The 17,517-nt window shown below is 41.8% G+C and carries 12 protein-coding genes; 4 read left to right on the top strand and 8 right to left on the bottom strand.

Going from position 1 to position 17,517, the window contains the following annotated elements:
- Positions 1-13: 13 nt before the first annotated feature.
- On the top strand, positions 14-4,291 hold the full coding sequence (rpoC, locus tag B9Y69_RS06655; protein WP_085472244.1) for a DNA-directed RNA polymerase subunit beta': 4,278 nt from the start codon (positions 14-16) through the stop codon (positions 4,289-4,291).
- Positions 4,292-4,332: 41 nt separating this feature from the next.
- Here the strand turns inward: rpoC and B9Y69_RS06650 are convergent, their stop codons facing one another.
- Positions 4,333-4,980, bottom strand: a complete 648-nt coding sequence (locus tag B9Y69_RS06650; RefSeq protein WP_085472243.1) for a beta/alpha barrel domain-containing protein — start codon at positions 4,978-4,980, stop codon at positions 4,333-4,335.
- Position 4,981: 1 nt separating this feature from the next.
- Positions 4,982-5,974, bottom strand: coding sequence for a sugar kinase (locus B9Y69_RS06645; protein ID WP_085472242.1), 993 nt, complete (start codon positions 5,972-5,974; stop codon positions 4,982-4,984).
- A gap of 153 nt (positions 5,975-6,127) precedes the next feature.
- Between B9Y69_RS06645 and B9Y69_RS06640 the strand changes: the two genes are divergently transcribed.
- The 3 genes from B9Y69_RS06640 to B9Y69_RS06630 are packed head-to-tail and all read left to right on the top strand — an operon-like array spanning position 6,128 to position 9,597.
- Positions 6,128-6,949: an SDR family oxidoreductase gene (locus tag B9Y69_RS06640; RefSeq protein WP_085472241.1), complete on the top strand. Its 822-nt coding sequence runs from the start codon at positions 6,128-6,130 to the stop codon at positions 6,947-6,949.
- On the top strand, positions 6,934-8,118 hold the full coding sequence (uxuA, locus tag B9Y69_RS06635; protein ID WP_234991122.1) for a mannonate dehydratase: 1,185 nt from the start codon (positions 6,934-6,936) through the stop codon (positions 8,116-8,118). The genes B9Y69_RS06640 and uxuA overlap by 16 nt, the downstream gene beginning before the upstream one ends.
- Before the next feature lie 42 nt (positions 8,119-8,160).
- Positions 8,161-9,597 (top strand): MFS transporter, encoded by a 1,437-nt coding sequence (locus B9Y69_RS06630; RefSeq protein WP_085472239.1) that lies wholly within the window; start codon positions 8,161-8,163, stop codon positions 9,595-9,597.
- On the opposite strand, the gene B9Y69_RS06625 is transcribed toward B9Y69_RS06630, so the two are convergent.
- The 6 genes from B9Y69_RS06625 to tyrS all read right to left on the bottom strand — a co-directional run bounded on the left by B9Y69_RS06625 (position 9,592) and on the right by tyrS (position 17,464).
- Positions 9,592-10,623, bottom strand: a complete 1,032-nt coding sequence (locus B9Y69_RS06625; protein WP_085472238.1) for a LacI family DNA-binding transcriptional regulator — start codon at positions 10,621-10,623, stop codon at positions 9,592-9,594. The two genes, B9Y69_RS06630 and B9Y69_RS06625, sit on opposite strands and share 6 nt — an antisense overlap.
- A gap of 17 nt (positions 10,624-10,640) precedes the next feature.
- Positions 10,641-11,282, bottom strand: coding sequence for an outer membrane lipoprotein periplasmic chaperone LolA1 (locus B9Y69_RS06620; RefSeq protein ID WP_234991121.1), 642 nt, complete (start codon positions 11,280-11,282; stop codon positions 10,641-10,643).
- 1 nt (position 11,283) lies between these two features.
- Positions 11,284-13,929, bottom strand: coding sequence for an FtsK/SpoIIIE family DNA translocase (locus B9Y69_RS06615; RefSeq protein ID WP_085472236.1), 2,646 nt, complete (start codon positions 13,927-13,929; stop codon positions 11,284-11,286).
- Positions 13,930-14,063: 134 nt separating this feature from the next.
- Positions 14,064-15,014 carry an energy transducer TonB gene (locus B9Y69_RS06610; protein ID WP_085472235.1) on the bottom strand — a complete coding sequence of 317 codons (951 nt, stop codon included), beginning with the start codon at positions 15,012-15,014 and terminating at the stop codon, positions 14,064-14,066.
- Between the two features lie 81 nt (positions 15,015-15,095).
- Positions 15,096-16,064, bottom strand: coding sequence for an energy transducer TonB (locus tag B9Y69_RS06605; RefSeq protein ID WP_085472234.1), 969 nt, complete (start codon positions 16,062-16,064; stop codon positions 15,096-15,098).
- Between the two features lie 116 nt (positions 16,065-16,180).
- Positions 16,181-17,464: a tyrosine--tRNA ligase gene (gene tyrS / locus B9Y69_RS06600; protein ID WP_085472233.1), complete on the bottom strand. Its 1,284-nt coding sequence runs from the start codon at positions 17,462-17,464 to the stop codon at positions 16,181-16,183.
- Between the last annotated feature and the right edge of the window lie 53 nt (positions 17,465-17,517).

The raw sequence follows: 17,517 nt of genomic DNA, 5'->3' as shown, positions 1-17,517 counted from the left end.
CTTTTTATAAGGTATGTCTTACAAAAAAGATAATAAAATTAAAAGTAACTTCACATCGATTACGATTAGCTTATCGTCTCCAGAAACAATTTTGGAGCGTTCTAGCGGTGAGGTTACGAAACCAGAGACGATCAACTACCGTACGTACAAACCCGAGCGTGATGGTTTATTCTGTGAGCGTATTTTTGGTCCTGTAAAGGACTACGAATGTCACTGTGGTAAATACAAGCGTATCCGTTATAAAGGTATCGTATGTGACCGTTGTGGTGTTGAAGTTACAGAGAAGAAAGTACGTCGTGAGCGTATGGGACATATCAGCTTGGTTGTTCCTGTAGCACACATTTGGTACTTCCGTTCGCTTCCGAACAAGATTGGTTATTTACTAGGTCTTCCAACTAAGAAGTTGGATATGATCATCTACTACGAAAGATATGTGGTTATCCAAGCCGGTATCAAAGAGGATGATGGTATCAGCTTTATGGACTTCTTAACGGAAGAGGAATATCTAGATATCTTAGATACGTTACCAAAAGAAAACCAATACTTGGATGATAATGATCCACAGAAATTCATCGCTAAGATGGGTGCTGAGGCATTAGAAGAGTTATTGAAACGTATTGATTTAGATCAGTTATCATACGACTTGCGTCACCAAGCGGCGAACGAAACTTCGCAGCAGCGTAAAAATGAGGCGTTAAAGCGTCTTCACGTGGTGGAAGCATTCCGTGGTGCTAATACACGTATCGAGAACCGTCCGGAGTGGATGATCGTGAAGATCGTTCCTATTATTCCACCAGAGTTGCGCCCATTGGTGCCTTTGGATGGTGGTCGTTTCGCTACATCCGATTTGAACGATTTATACCGTCGTGTAATTATCCGTAACAACCGTCTTAAGCGTTTGATCGAGATTAAAGCACCAGAGGTAATCTTACGTAACGAGAAGCGTATGCTTCAAGAAGCGGTAGATTCATTGTTCGATAACTCGCGTAAAGTAAATGCGGTTAAGACAGAAGGTAACCGTGCTTTAAAATCATTATCCGATATCTTAAAAGGTAAGCAAGGTCGTTTCCGTCAGAACTTACTTGGTAAGCGTGTGGATTACTCGGCACGTTCGGTAATTGTTGTAGGACCTCACTTGAAGCTCCACGAATGTGGTCTTCCTAAAGATATGGCTGCGGAGCTTTACAAACCGTTCATCATTCGTAAGATGATTGAGAGAGGTATCGTAAAGACTGTAAAATCAGCTAAGAAAATCGTTGACCGTAAGGATCCGGTTGTATGGGATATCCTAGAGAATGTATTGAAAGGACACCCAGTGTTATTAAACCGTGCACCTACGCTTCACCGTTTGGGTATCCAGGCTTTCCAACCAACCTTAGTTGAGGGTAAAGCAATTCAGTTACACCCATTGGTATGTACGGCCTTCAACGCGGATTTTGACGGTGACCAGATGGCGGTTCACTTACCTTTAGGTAATGCTGCAATTTTGGAAGCCCAAATCTTAATGCTTGCTTCGCACAACATTCTTAACCCGGCTAACGGTTCTCCAGTAACGGTACCATCTCAAGACATGGTATTGGGTCTTTACTATATTACTAAAGGCCGTCGTTCAACTGCAGACCGTAAGGTGCGTGGTGAGGACATGACTTTCTATTCTGCTGAAGAGGTAATCATTGCCTTGAATGAGAATCAGATTGATCTACATGCCCACATCAAGGTTAAGACAAACAATAAAAACAAACAAGGACAAATCGTTAATTCGATTATCCCAACAACAGTAGGACGTGTAATCTTTAACCAGATTGTTCCTGAGGAGATGGGCTTCATTGACGAATTGTTGACTAAGAAATCGTTGCGTAATGTCATCGGTGAGATTGTGAAAAATACGGGTATGGCTCGTGCTGCACAGTTCTTGGATGATATGAAAGAGTTAGGATTCCAAACAGCCTTCAAAGGTGGTTTGTCGTTCAACTTGCAAGATTTAAATATCCCAGCTGCTAAAGTTGATTTGATTGCACAAGCGACCAATGAGGTTGATGAGGTAATGAACAACTATAACATGGGTTTCATTACGAACAACGAGCGTTACAACCAGATTATCGATATCTGGACGCGTATCAACAACAAGTTGACGGCACACGTAATGGATATTTTATCGAACGATAATCAAGGTTTCAACTCGGTATACATGATGTTGGATTCTGGAGCGCGTGGTTCCAAAGAGCAGATTCGTCAGCTTTGTGGTATGCGTGGTTTGATGGCTAAACCACAGAAATCTGGTACATCAGGCGGGGAGATTATCGAAAACCCGATTTTGTCCAACTTTAAAGAAGGACTATCGGTACTCGAGTACTTTATCTCTACCCACGGTGCGCGTAAAGGTCTTGCCGATACGGCCTTGAAAACAGCCGATGCGGGTTACTTAACTCGTCGTTTACATGACGTTGCTCAAGATATGATCGTTGTTGAACAAGATTGTAACGGTCTTCGTGGTATCTATAAGTCTGCACTTAAAGAGAACGACGATATCGTTGAACCATTGTTCGATCGTATCTTAGGTCGTACGCCTCTAAATGATGTTGTTCACCCGGAGACAGACGAACTTATCGTTGCTGCGAATGGCGAGATCGATGAGGAGATTGCAGCAGCTATCGAAGCGGCTGGTATTGAAGGTATCGAAATTCGTTCGGTATTGACATGTGAGTCTAAGCGTGGTGTTTGTGCTTCCTGTTACGGACGTAACTTGGCGTCTGGTAAACGTGTACAACTTGGAGAAGCGGTTGGTGTTATTGCAGCACAGTCTGTCGGTGAGCCAGGTACACAGCTTACACTTCGTACTTTCCACGTGGGTGGTACGGCCTCTAACATTGCGGCCGACTCTAGTATCGTGGCGAAGTATGAAGGTAAAATCGAATTTGAAAACGTTCGTACGGTTGCGAAAGAAGGCGAAGATGGCCCTTACCAAGCGGTAATTGGTCGTTCTGGCGAGCTTCGTATCGTAAATGATGATAAGAAAGTTCTTTATACACAAGTTATTCCTTACGGAGCTAACTTGTATGTAAATGAAGGTGATAAAGTTGAAAAAGGAAAGCTTCTTGTTGACTGGGATCCATATAACGCTGTTATTATCTCTGAGTTTGCAGGTAAGATTGAATTTGAGGCGATTATCGAAGGTGTAACCTTCCGTGACGAATCTGATGATCAGACAGGTCACAAAGAGAAGGTTATTATCGAGACTCGTGATAAAACGAAAAACCCGACGATCAAAATTACAGATCTAACAGGCGATGCGTTACGTTCATACAACATTCCTGTAGGGGCGCACGTTTCGGTTCAGGATGGTCAGAAAATCAAAGAAGGTACGATCTTAGTTAAGATTCCTCGTGCGACAGGTAAGACCCGAGATATTACAGGTGGTTTACCACGTGTAACGGAATTATTCGAAGCGCGTAACCCTTCTAACCCAGCTGTTGTAACAGAGATTGATGGTGTGGTAACCTTAGGTGGCGTTAAACGTGGTAATCGTGAGATTTCGATCGAGTCTAGAGATGGACAGATCAAGAAATACTTGGTTCCACTTTCTAAACACATCCTAGTACAGGATAATGACTTCGTGAAAGCGGGTATGCCATTATCTGATGGTTCGATTTCACCTTCTGATATCCTTTCGATCAAAGGCCCTGCAGCGGTTCAAGAGTATATCGTTAATGGTATCCAAGAGGTTTACCGCTTGCAAGGGGTAAAAATCAATGATAAACACTTTGAAACCATCGTTCACCAAATGATGCAGAAAGTGAATATCGAGGATCCAGGAGATACACGTTTCTTAGAGAAAGAAGCTGCTAACAAATGGGACTTCATGATCGAGAACGATTCGTTGTTCGACAAGAAAGTTGTTGTTGATGCAGGTGATTCTACAACCCTTCGTCCAGGACAGATTGTAACGTTGCGTAAGTTACGTGAAGAGAATTCTACTTTGAGACGTCAGGATCAAAAAACAGTAGAAGTGCGTGATGCTATTCCTGCAACTTCGAGTCCATTGTTACAAGGTATTACAAGAGCCTCTTTAGGTACGAAATCGTTCATTTCAGCAGCTTCCTTCCAGGAAACTACGAAAGTGTTGAACGAGGCCGCTATCGCAGGTAAACGTGATGACTTGTTAGGCTTGAAAGAAAACGTAATTGTTGGTCACTTGATTCCTTCAGGTACTGGTTTACGTGAGTACGGAAGTATCATCGTAGGTTCTCGCGAAGAGTACGATCAATTGTTAGCTTCTAAAGAAGAAGATTAATTAGACGATACTATTTAATAAAAAAGGTTAGTGCGCAAGCACTAACCTTTTTTTTGTACCCAAGATAGGAGTAATTTGCAGCGCTCAGACAACCACTCGTCGTTTGTCGCATCTGGAGGTGCTTGAAACAGTTTGGACCCGAGTCCTACAGCGTATACCCCCGCTTTGAACCATGCGTCAATATTGTTTTCCTCCACATCAACCCCACCGGTTGGCATAAATTTGGTATTCGGGAAGAGTGGCTTGATGGATTTTAAGAAGTTGGGTCCTAATGTATCACCCGGAAACAATTTTATTAAAGGAGCTTGTACTGCTTCCGCTTGCGCGATTTCAGTTGGCGTCATACAGCCTGGAATCCAAAGAATACCTTTTTCCAGTGTTTCTTTTGCGATAGCGGGTACGATGACAGGACTCACAATAAATTCAGCACCAAGTTTAACGTATGTTTTCGCTAACTCGGGGGTCTTAATGGTTCCGATGCCTAGTTTTAAGTCGATCAGGTGTTTCTTTTTATACGCCAATAATGCTTCAAAATTTTCGACTGCTTTTTCTCCACGGTGTACGAATTCAAATACGCGTATCCCGCCACGGTAGCATGCATCTACAACCGCAATACAGGTCTCCAGATCGTCGTGATAAAAAACGGGAATCGCGGGATATGTTTTAATGTGGTTCAGTATATTTTCCATGTTAGTCTATTTTTCCATTTCCAAAATCACCTTTTACGAATAGCTTTTGAAAGCCTGCTCCGGTGGCTGTATCGACGATTTGCTGGGGCGTCATCTTGTGTCGAAGCGCGTGTATAAAACCGGCCATAAAGGCGTCGCCGCTTCCGATCCGATCGATTACCGCGTTGGTCTCATGTGTTGCGGATACGGTATGGTTTTCTCTTGTATGGTATGTTCCGTAAAAAAGATTATGTGTCGGGTTATCCATAAAGCGGAACGTATAAGCGATATGTTTACAGGTTGTGAATTTTTGAAATATTTCATTTGCCGACTGTTGAGCGGCTTTCATATATGTCTCTTTCGATGTGTAGCGGTCTAGGTTGCTATCCACTTGGGTTCCCAACATTTTGTTAGCGGCCCAAATATTACCCATTATCACATCACAATACGATATGAGCGTTGGCATTACCTCCAATGGTTCCACACCATATTGCCATAACTTGTTTCGATAATTTAGGTCTACGGAGATTATGATTCCTCTTTCCTTTGCGGCCTGTAGTATCTGTTGCATCACTAGCGTGAGGTTTTCATTTAATGCGGGGGTCAAGGCTGTCCAGTGTAACCAATCTACATCTTGTAGGAGATCGTCTATATCGATATCTGCGCGGGTTAGTTGGCTGAAACTGGAGTACTTTCGATCGTAGATGACTTCTCCTTTGGATAAACCATTTGCTGACAGTAGGAGATAGGTTCCTATGCGATCACCCTTGAAAAGTGTTTTAGCAGTATCTACGCCATACTTCTTCAAGATATCAATAATCTCGTTCGACAATGCATTTTCGGGAAAAGCACTTACATAGCTCACGGCATTATCCATCTGTGCCAATGCGGTTGCGACATTGGCTTCTGAGCCACCAGGGTAAATAGATAAAAAATTATTTTCTGCTTCGAAAAAGCTTGTACCAACACTTTGCTGCCGGATAAGGATTTCGCCAAATGCAAGAATCTTTTTCATACTGAGTTTTCGGTTTAATGGCTTTAAGTTACTTTAATTTTCTCTATTTGAGGCTTTCGTTTTTACGCAATCGTTATCGTTGATTATTAGGCGAAAATTCGTTGTGCCCACAGAAAATAAGTATTATTGGGTATTATAAACTGTGTTATCAAAATGAATGTTTTAGAGCGTTTCTCTTTAAAAGGGAAAGTTATCGTGATCACCGGCGGAACGGGCGTTTTGGGGGGATCTTTTGTAAAGGCGATCGCCGAGGCGGGTGCTAAGTTGTGTATTATTGGGCGAAGTGAAGAAAAGGCGTTAGAACGGGTCCGGTTAGCGGAATCGTATGGAGCGGAAGCTATTGCCGTTGTTGCCGATGTGATGGATGAACAGTCCATGATATTGGCAAAGGATGTTATCCTGCGTAAATGGGGAACGATAGATGGCTTGGTCAACGCGGCGGGTGGTAACATCCCTGGGGCAACTATTGGGCCGGATCAGGATCTTTTCGATAATAAGATTTCGGATACTATTAAGGCAATTGAGCTTAATTTATATGGAACGATTATTCCCACGCTAGTTTTAGGCGAGGTAATCGCCAAGCGGGGGAGTGGCGCAATCGTGAATATTTCTTCATTGACTGCCAAAAGACCTTTTACACGGGTGCTCGGCTATACCGTTGCGAAGCACGGTATTGATGGTTTTACCAAATGGATGGCTGCTGAATTGGCTTTACGTTATTCGGACAAGGTTCGTGTAAATGCTATTGCACCGGGGGTATTTTTGACGGAGCAGAATCGTTCTTTACTAACAAAAGAAGACGGCAGCTATACGGATCGTGCGCAACGTATTGTTAATGGGACTCCATTTTCGCGTTTAGGTGATCCATCCGAATTGGAGGGGACGTTAATTTATCTTCTGAGTGATGCTGCAAGCTTTATATCGGGGGAGACAGTTTTTGTGGATGGTGGTTTTAATGCATGGACTGGTGTATAATGGGGAAACTTTTCTTAGAACAAACATGGCGTTGGTACGGTCCCAATGATCCTGTAACATTACAAGATATCAAGCAAGCAGGCGCGACTGGTGTAGTCACGGCATTACATCATATTCCGCATGGGGAGATATGGCCGATAGCTGATATAATGGAGCGAAAACGTATCATTGAAGAGGCTGGGTTACGCTGGTCGGTGGTAGAAAGTGTGACCGTGCACGAAGCAATTAAGACGCGTTCAGGAAATGTTACACATTACCTCGAAAACTATAAACAGAGTTTACGCAATCTTGGGGCCTGTGGTATAAAGACTGTTTGTTACAACTTTATGCCGGTCCTCGACTGGACGCGGACGGCGCTTGATTTGACGATGACCGACGGTTCAAAAGCACTTTACTTCAATTGGATCGATCTGGCTATCTTTGATATTTTTATCCTCGAAAGACCTGACGCAAGGGATTCCTATCCAGAAGCTGTTGTAGAGCAGGCACAGGAGAAATACAGTTCTTTTGTGGAGGCCGATAAAAAAGCATTGAAAAATAATGTCCTTATGGGCATTCCCGGAGAGAAGGATGCGTCTTTGCTTGATCTTAAAAATAGTATTGAGGTCTATCAAAAAATTGGTTTCGAAGGACTGCGGGACAATCTTCTTTTCTTCTTGTCGGCTATTGCCGGTGTTTGTGAGGAGCTTGGTATAAAGATGACAATTCATCCTGATGATCCACCATATCCCATATTGGGATTACCTCGAATAGCGAGTAACCTATCAGACCTATTATATATTCTTCAAGGTGTTGATAAGCCATTTAATGGGATTTGTTTTTGTACGGGTTCACTTGGTGCAGGACCAATGAATGACCTTCCTGATATGTTTCGACAAGTTAAAGATCGTGTTCATTTTGCGCATTTAAGAAATGTAAAGCGCGATGTGTTGGGTAGCTTCTATGAAGCTGATCATTTGGATGGGGATGTTGATATGTATGCGGTGATGAAAGAGTTGGTCGCTGAAAATCAAAAGCGAGATGTGCCTATTCCGTTTCGACCTGACCATGGCCATCAGATGTTGGATGATTTACATAAAGAGACTTTTCCGGGCTATTCGGCTATTGGAAGACTACGTGGATTGGCCGAATTGCGGGGATTAGAATTGGGGATTATTCGCTCTTCCTAAATAAAACCAAACTGATTTTTAACCTTGTATGATAAACCAATTATGATGACTAAACCGACAACGTATAGATGGACCATCTGTGCTTTACTGTTCTTCGCTACAACTATAAATTACCTTGACCGACAAGTGTTGTCTTTGACTTGGAAAGACTTCATTGCGCCGGAATTTCATTGGACAAATAATGATTACGGAAATATTACAGCTTTGTTTTCTATTTTCTACGCTGTCTCCATGCTATTTGCGGGGCGTTTTGTGGATTGGATGGATACGAAGAAGGGATTTCAATGGGCGATTGGTGTATGGTCAGTAGGTGCAATTTTACATGCTTTTTGTGGGATTGCTACGTCAGGCGTTATCACGGGCAACTGGTGGGTTGGTTTTCATGAGTCTAAGGCGATTATTGCGACAGTAAAGGATGTATCTCGGGTCATTAACGTGAGTGTTGTTTTATTTATTTTTGCGCGCTTTGTGCTCGCTGTTGGAGAGGCCGGGAATTTTCCGGCGGCGATTAAAGCCACTGCGGAGTATTTTCCCAAAAAGGACCGTGCTTTCGCCACGAGTATCTTTAATGCGGGCGCGACTATTGGCGCATTGTTGGCTCCATTGACTATTCCTTTGATTGCAAAGCAATGGGGGTGGGAAATGTCCTTTATTATTATAGGTGCTTTAGGATTTGTTTGGATGGGCTTTTGGCACTTTATGTACTATAAACCAAAGCAGAATCCTAAAGTAAATCAAGCGGAGTTGGATTATATTGATCACGATACCTTGTTGAAAGATCAAGATTCGCCCGCTGCTTTGGCAGAGAAGGTATCTATATTAAAGTGTTTGAAATATAGCCAAACCTGGGCTTTTATTGTGGGCAAGTTTATGACCGACGGGGTATGGTGGTTCTTTTTGTTTTGGATGCCTGCTTATCTGAGTTCTGTGTATGATATTAAATCCTCTGATACAGAAGGACAGGTTGCCATTTTTGTGCTTTACATGATTACGTTATTGTCTATTATTGGCGGTTGGTTACCTACGTATTTTGTTGAAAAGAAAGGGTTGAATGCATACGAAGGACGGATGCGTGCGATGTTGATTTTCGCTTTTTTCCCATTAGTCGTATTGTTGGCACAGCCTTTAGGCCATATTTCATACTGGGTTCCTGTTATTTTAATTGGAATTGGAGGGGCTGCCCATCAGTCTTGGTCGGCAAATATTTTTTCGACGATAGGAGATATGTTTCCCAAAAAAGCGATAGCAACGGTTACTGGAATTGGTGGTTTGGCCGGTGGTGTAGGGGCTTTTATCATTAATAAAGCTTCGGGTGTTTTATTTGATTACGCCGAAACCGCAGGCCTGTCATTCTTTGGGTTTCACGGATTGGAAGCCGGTTATTTTATTATATTCTCGATCTGCGGTATTTCTTATTTGATCGCTTGGTGTATTATGAAAAAGTTGGTTCCACAAATGAAAATCGTAACAGACCTATAGGTTTATTTTTGTGGATTCTCGAAGTTGAATGGTAGTGGGAAGTTTAATATCTTCCCATTCTATTTGATTTCTATACTTTTTATTCAATATATCTAACACCTTGGCAAATGAAATTGCTCCAATATCTTTGGCGGGTTGATATATGGTGCTCAATGATGGATTGAGTGAGAATGCTAAGTCTGTATTTGCAAATCCGATAACGGCAATCTCTTGTGGCACTTTAATACCGAGTTGTGATAAAATCCCTAAAGAATGTGTGGTGATGGTATCAGAAATACCAACTACAGCAGTTGGTGGTTCTGGGAGGTTTCGTAGTTTCTGTATGTTCCGACTTAAGCCTTCATGTAGTTCTGCAACACTTTTTACATTGAGGTAAATAATATATTCTTCTTGAACGGGGATATCAGCTTCCTTGTGTGCTTGTTTATAGCCTGCAACTCGATCTGCTGTAATACCTTGATGTGCTCCTCCTAAGATGGCTACTTTTCGGTGCCCCATATCAAAGAGGTGCTGACAAGCCGCATGTGTACCTTCTGTATTCAGAACACCAATTTTATGTGTATCTATGGCGTAGTTGGTGCGGTCAAAAATAACGAATGGTGTGTTTTCCGAGATCTGTTTAACCAGATTAATGTTGGAGTGCTCATGGATAGGACAAAAGAGTATTCCATCGACCCCTTTAGCGACCATAGAGCTGATATTACTCTTCTCCATGGCTTCATTTTCCATGCTGTTCATAATCACCACACGGAAATTCTCTTTGGTTGCTGCCTCTTGTATTCCTTCTATAATCTGGGATTCAAAAGGGCTACTCATTTTGGGAATTATAACGCCAATTGTATTCGTTTTCCCTGTTTTGAGCGTTTGCGCTATAATATTAGGTTGGTAGTTATGCGCGGTGGCATACGCTTTAACCTTTGATTTTGTTTCCTCACTGATTTCATAGCTGTCATTTAATGCTTTAGAAACAGTGGAGACGGACATATTTAATCCTTTCGCTAGACTCTTTAAGGTAACTTTTGCCATAGACAGACTACTTCGTATTATCGTAAATCAACAATTTCGTACTTTGGATAATCTTTTGCATTGAACGTAAACTGAGACGCATTGATTGGATGGTTTACGTAAAGCGATTTTATGGTATAGGTATATTTTGCTCCAGATTTATCAAAGATCAGGACATCATGAATATGTTTGTTCTTGTTAATACGGAGTTTGATCTTAAAGTAGTTTTTCTTTGTATCAATAGGGCTTAGCTCGATGATGTTAAGAACGTCTTGACCTACGCGCTCGTTATCCATACTGACATATTTAAAACCTGTTTTGTAGAAGGTAAATAAATTGTTAGGACCAATAGCATCGTTGCTGTTATCTGCTGCCGTTACCTGCACCTCTTGGTCTTCCTTAAGGACGGACCAGGTCGATTTACCATCGCTGATCAAGTTTTGGGCGGTCAGTTGAATTCTATATTGATTTTTAGGTTTATTTAAATAAAGTACTCCTTTGTCCGAATAAGGTGCGCCCTGCGGTTGTTGTGCATCAAAGGTGAAATCCGCTTGGATTGTCCGGTAGCTATCGTACTTTTTAGAGACCTCATCCAGTAATTTTTTTGCGGCAGCATCTGTCTGCGCAAATGCACTGATCAGGGCAAATACGCTTAGCAATAATAATACTGTTTTTTTCATGTTAATCATTTTTTCGCAACGTTTCTAAATATTGTTCCAGCGAGTATTCATCAGGGTAAAGCACTTCTCGTGCTTTACTGCCTTCAAATGGACCGACAATACCAGCCGCTTCCAATTGATCGATTATTCGCCCCGCTCTGTTGTAGCCGAGTTTTAATTTACGTTGAATCAATGATGTGGATCCCTGTTGGTGCATTACGATCAATCGTGCTGCTTCTTCGAACAGTTGATCTCTACTTGAAGCATCAAAATCCATTACGGCACCTTCCTCTCCATTCGGGTCAATATACTCCGGAAGAAGGAATGCTGATGGATATCCGCGTTGGCTACCAATATAATCAGAGATTTTATCGACCTCCGGTGTATCCACAAAGGCACACTGAATCCGTGTCAAATCACTTCCTGTAGACAATAACATATCCCCTCGACCGATCAACTGATCAGCTCCACCTGTATCCAAAATTGTACGGGAATCGATTTTTGACAATACCCTAAATGCTAATCGTGCCGGGAAATTGGCCTTGATCGTACCTGTAATAATATTGACGGACGGGCGCTGTGTCGCAATCACTAAGTGAATACCCACGGCACGTGCTAATTGTGCTAATCGCGCTATTGGTGTTTCTACCTCTTTACCTGCGGTCATCATCAAGTCTGCAAACTCATCAACTACCAGAACTATAAAAGGTAAGAATCGATGACCCTCCTGAGGGTTTAATCGGCGGTTTACAAATTTTACATTATACTCTTTTAAATTACGTACCTGCGCATTTTTTAGTAGGTCGTAACGTTGATCCATTTCGATACACAATGAGTTCAATGTGTTGATTACTTTTTTAGTATCGGTTATGATGGCCTCTTCTTCGTTTGGAAGCTTCGCTAAAAAGTGTCGTTCAATTTTTTTGAATAAGGATAACTCTACTTTCTTTGGATCGACCATCACGAACTTCAGTTCGGCTGGATGTTTTTTATATAATAGCGAGGTGAGGATGGCATTGATACCTACTGATTTACCTTGCCCTGTTGCTCCGGCAACCAGTAAGTGAGGCATCTTGGCCAAGTCCGCAATAAAGACCTCGTTGGATATTGTTTTTCCTAATGCTATCGGCAAGTCCATATCTGTCTTTTGGAACTTTTCTGTTGCCAGTACAGACCGCATGGAGACCATTTCCGGGCTGCTATTTGGCACTTCGATACCAATTGTTCCTTTACCCGGCATTGGAGCAATAATACGAATGCCGAGCGCGGCAAGGCTTAATGCGATATCGTCTTCCAGATTTTTGATACGAGAGATACGTACGCCAGGTTTTGGGATAATTTCATACAGGGTTACCGTTGGGCCGATAGTTGCCTTGATATGTTCAATCTCAATATTGTAATTGCGAAGGGTTTCGACGATTCTGTTTTTATTGGCTTCGAGTTCCTGTTGGTTAATCGTAATTTTACCTGCACCGTAATCTTTTAATAGATCCAATGTTGGATATTTATAACCAGATAGGTCTAATTTAGGGTCATATTCACCGAATTGAGCAACCAAGTCATCTGAAGTGATTGCTTTTTCTTCAATGATATCTTCAACGGCGAGCGATAAATCTTCCTCTTCTTCCGGAATTTCTACTGCAGGATCAATAGAGAGCGGGATGCTTGTTGCATCACTTTCAGGTGCTGAGATTGAAAATGAAAAGTTAAGTTCTTCTTCGTTTGCTTCTTCCTCTTCTTCAGCTTCAGGAGTGATCGCAGATAATTCTTCTTGAAAAGGTGCTTTTATGAGGTTATGTTGTGCTTCTGCGGTGTTCGAAATAATATCTTCTTCCTCGATTGTACGATCTGGACTAGTTGTTCGGTCGAAGCTACGGTTCTGTGCATTTACACGCGTGAACGATTCAAAATTATCTTCGGCATGGTCTTCTAGATCTTCCTCCGGAATTTCTTTGCGCGGGAACCAGGTTAGTTTGAGGTCAAAATTATAGATGACGATGAGCGCAGTTAAGTAGGCGAAGATAAGAAGCCCTGCGACTCCGGTGGAGCCGATTTGTGCTTTTAAGAGTTGGTTGGTCCAGTATCCAAATTTTCCTTCAAGGATATGCGGTGAATCCGTTATAAAATCTTGGAGAAAACCGAGGGTTACGGAGATGAAAATAATACCTAGAAAAGTATATACTATAGTTTTCCAAATTGGGAGTACAGATTTTTTGTACAAGAATTTATACCCCACAACAAAGAAGACCAAGACGAAGAGAAAAGAGGCTACTCCAAACCATTCATATATGAATTGATTGGCTAGAAGCGCACCAAGTTTCCCGAGTTTATTCTCAACGACGGGCAGGTCGATTGCTTCATCGGCTATTTCATCGGCCGATTGAAATAGCGTTGACCAACCTCCATTTGTTTGTGCAATATAGCTTTGATCTTGCTTCCATGTGAATAGGTAAGAGACAAAGGATACGGCAAAGATAAAAGATAGGAAAAGCAAGAATATTCCCAATATCTTGAGTGCCTTACGTTGTCCTTCCGAGAAATTTATATGCTCAAACGACTTAAATCGTTCTTTTTTAGCTTGTATGGTGTTGTTTGGGACACGCGCTGTGCGCTTGCTCGAAACACTATTTCCACCTGAACTTTTGAAACTATTTCCTTTATTTGACATGAAAAATCGATAACCCTCCTAAATACAAACATAAACAAAATTGCCCGATTATAGTGGGAGATTATATGTGTTTTAGTGTGCTATTTCTTACAGAATAATTGTCAGGCTGAAGCTGGCGTGCTATTGCCTTGTTGTTACTGCAGATTCAGGGTCAGGGGAATTCGATATGCGACTCGCACGGGTTTCCCTCTTTGTATTCCTGGTTTCCACTTTTGGCTGGTTTGGCGAAGTGCCCTAATGGCTTCTTGGCCGGTACCATGTCCAAGATCTTGTTCTACTTTAAAGTTGCTCATTGTGCCGTCACGTTCTATAATAAAGCCAACAATTACAGTCCCGGAAATGCCTTCGGCCATGGCTTTTGAAGGATATCGATAGTTGTTTCCAAGATTTCTTCGTAAGGTGTTTAATCCACCCGGATATTCCGGTTCCAGGTAATAATTGTCTTTATTGTAGGTTGATGAAACACCGGAGGAGTCTTTAAGTGTACCGCTGACGAGCTCTTCGTTTTCCCAAATTTCGACAAAAGTATCCTTCATATACTTTCCTGTCCATTGTCCATCTTTCTTGTTGTTGACTATAGGTCCTGATTCGTAATAGTTGTCACTATACACGAGACGTAAGAAGCCATTTCCATTGACAACGAGTTTTTTACCAAGGCTATCTTGTAAGAGTATATATTCGATTTTATCGGCATTTTTTTTCTCTGGGTTGTACACTTTTATGGATTCTATCGCTCCGTTTTGATAGTACTGATAAGCGGTGTCTGTTAACTGGTGCCATTGATTGTATTGTTCCCGTGTATATAGTTTTCCGTTTGGATAATAAGCCAGCTTTTGTCCAACGACCGAACTCACCACATGGGGTGTTTTAACGAAGGCAGAAACCCGTAATACATCTCCCTTTAGGTAATATTCTGCATACTTAAAATAGGTTGGATTCAAGCTGTCCTTTGAGAATGTACGATACACGTAAGCACTCGTGGAGTCTGTTGCCTTGTTACCTTTTTGATCAAAATATGTCTTTTGCTGCGCAATGGATGCGAAATAACAGACCATGCCTAACAGGAAAAATGTGATGTGTTTCATAATATATTCATAGTACAATTCAACAAATATAGTTTTTCTGTTTGAGGGACTGTCAGAAAAAATACGGACTAAGTTTACCTGTTACTGATTTAAGCTTAAGGTAATAGGTAGACGATAAGCTACTCGTACTTTGTTGCCGCGCAGAATACCTGGGCTCCATTTTTGTCTTACCTGGCGGAGCGCATCCATGGCCGCTTCTCCGGTGCCACTGCCTAAATCTTGTTCGATCTTGATGGTACTCATGCTTCCATCTTTTTCTACGAGAAAACTCAGTATCACCGTTCCAGAGAGACCTTCACGTACGGCCTTCGCTGGGTATCGGTAATTGGCTCCCACAATTTTGCGTAATGCATTGATGCCGCCTGGGTATTCGGGAGATACCTCGTAGTTGTCTTTATCATACGTGGTAATCGTTCCTGTCGAGTCTGTCGAAACACCACTGATTAAAACGTCATTTTCCCATTGTTCGGTGTAGGAGCTTTTTTTACTTTTCCCCGTCCATTCTCCATTTTTTTTGTTGTTTACCAAAGGACCTTCTTCTATATTGTCGGCACTAAATCTATACCGTAGATTTCCATTCCCATGGATTACCTCTTTGTTACCTAAGCTATCTTGGGTCAATACAAAATAGACATCCTGTTTGGCCTCTTTTTGGGGTTTGTATATTTTGATAGACTCGGTTACACCGTTAGCATAGTAGCGGTAGGCGGTATCGACCAATTGATATTTCTCATTGTATTGTTCACGGGTATGCAGCTGACCGTTGACATGGTAGGTTAGCTTTTCACCAACAGCGGTATGGGGAAGACTTGCATTTTTAATCCATGCGGTCGTTTTTACGACGTCGCTTCCGGTGTAAAATTCCGCATATCTAAAAAGGTTCGGCTGTGCCGGATCTTTGACCACGATGCGGTACGAGAATGATTGAGCTTCATCTTTTGTCGGTTTTCCTTTTTTATCGAGATGGATAACTTTGTTTTCCTGTGCGGTGGAAAAAGAACTGTACATAAGTCCGAAAAAAAAGAAGAGTAGGTATGCTTTAAATTTCATATATCTAGAAAAAGGTTAAAAACAAAAATAGCTTATTCTGGGTTAGAAAACTCCTGAATAAGCTATTTTTATATCGAGAAAAGTCGACTTGTAGCGCCTACTTTACAGCATTTGTGTTAATCTGCTATAATTAAGAAGTAGTTTTTCTTGCCGCGTTGCGCAACAAGGTAACGGTTGCTGATTAGATCTTTGGTGTCGATTATTTGTTCCAGATCGGTAAGTTTAGCTTTATTAAGCGAAACACCACCTCCCTGTAACATCTTTTTAGCTTCACCTTTCGATGGGAATACTTGTGTGTCTACCGCTAATAAATCCAGAATGTTTATGCCATTGGCAAGGGATTCTTTCGCGATGGTAAATTGTGGTACACCGTCAAAAACATCCAGTACGGCATCGTGCTCCAGGTTTTCTAGGAATTCCAAGGAACCATTGCCGAATAAGAATTCCGAAGTTTTTACTGCGGTTTCATAGTCTGCCTCCGAGTGCGTACGGATCGTAATATCTTTAGCAAGTGCTTTTTGTACCAATCGAAGGTGTGGTGCTGCATCATGTTCCGCAATAATGGATTCGATTTCAGCCTGTGTCTTTAGTGTAAAGATCTTAATCCATATTTTGGCATCGTCGTCCGTTGCGTTTAACCAAAACTGGTAGTATTTGTAAGGCGATGTCTTCTTCGGGTCTAACCATACGGCACCCGATTCCGTTTTACCGAATTTCTGTCCATCTGCTTTTTTGATCAATTGCGTGGTAATCGCATAGGCGGTACCTTGATCTTGGCGACGAATCATCTCGCTACCTGTCACAATATTTCCCCATTGGTCGGAGCCTCCCATCTGTACTTTACAGTTGTGGTGTTTCCACAAGTAGTAAAAATCGTATCCTTGGATCAGCTGATAGGTAAATTCTGTAAAAGAGAGACCATTTTCGCCTTCTAGGCGTTTTTTTACAGAGTCTTTTGACATCATGTAATTCACGGTAATCAATTTACCAACATCACGAATGAAGTCTAAAAATTTGAAATCTTTGAACCAGTCATAGTTGTTGACCATTTGGGCGTCATTTTCGCCTTCTCCAAAGTTCAAGAATTTTGTAAGTTGCTTTTTGAGGCTGTTTACGTTAAACTGTAAGGTCTCTTCATCGAGTAGGTTTCGCTCGGCGGATTTAAATGAAGGGTCACCAATCATACCCGTAGCGCCGCCCACCAAAGCAACAGGTTTGTGTCCTGCATTTTGGAAATGGATCAGCGTCATGATCTGTGTTAGGTGTCCCACATGTAATGAATCTCCGGTGGGATCAAAGCCTATATATCCGGACACTTTTTCTTTATTCAATAAGTCTTCGGTTCCAGGCATGATATCTTGAAGCATACCTCGCCAGCGTAATTCTTCTACAAAACTCATCTTTCTAGGGTTAAGATTTTTATATTTAAGATTGCAAAGATACGAGAATTAAC

This window comes from Sphingobacterium psychroaquaticum (assembly GCF_900177625.1).
GTDB classification, from domain to species: Bacteria; Bacteroidota; Bacteroidia; order Sphingobacteriales; family Sphingobacteriaceae; genus Sphingobacterium; species Sphingobacterium psychroaquaticum.
The sequence above is the reverse complement of the archived record's forward strand: the minus strand, read 5'-3'. Positions and strand labels throughout refer to the sequence as shown.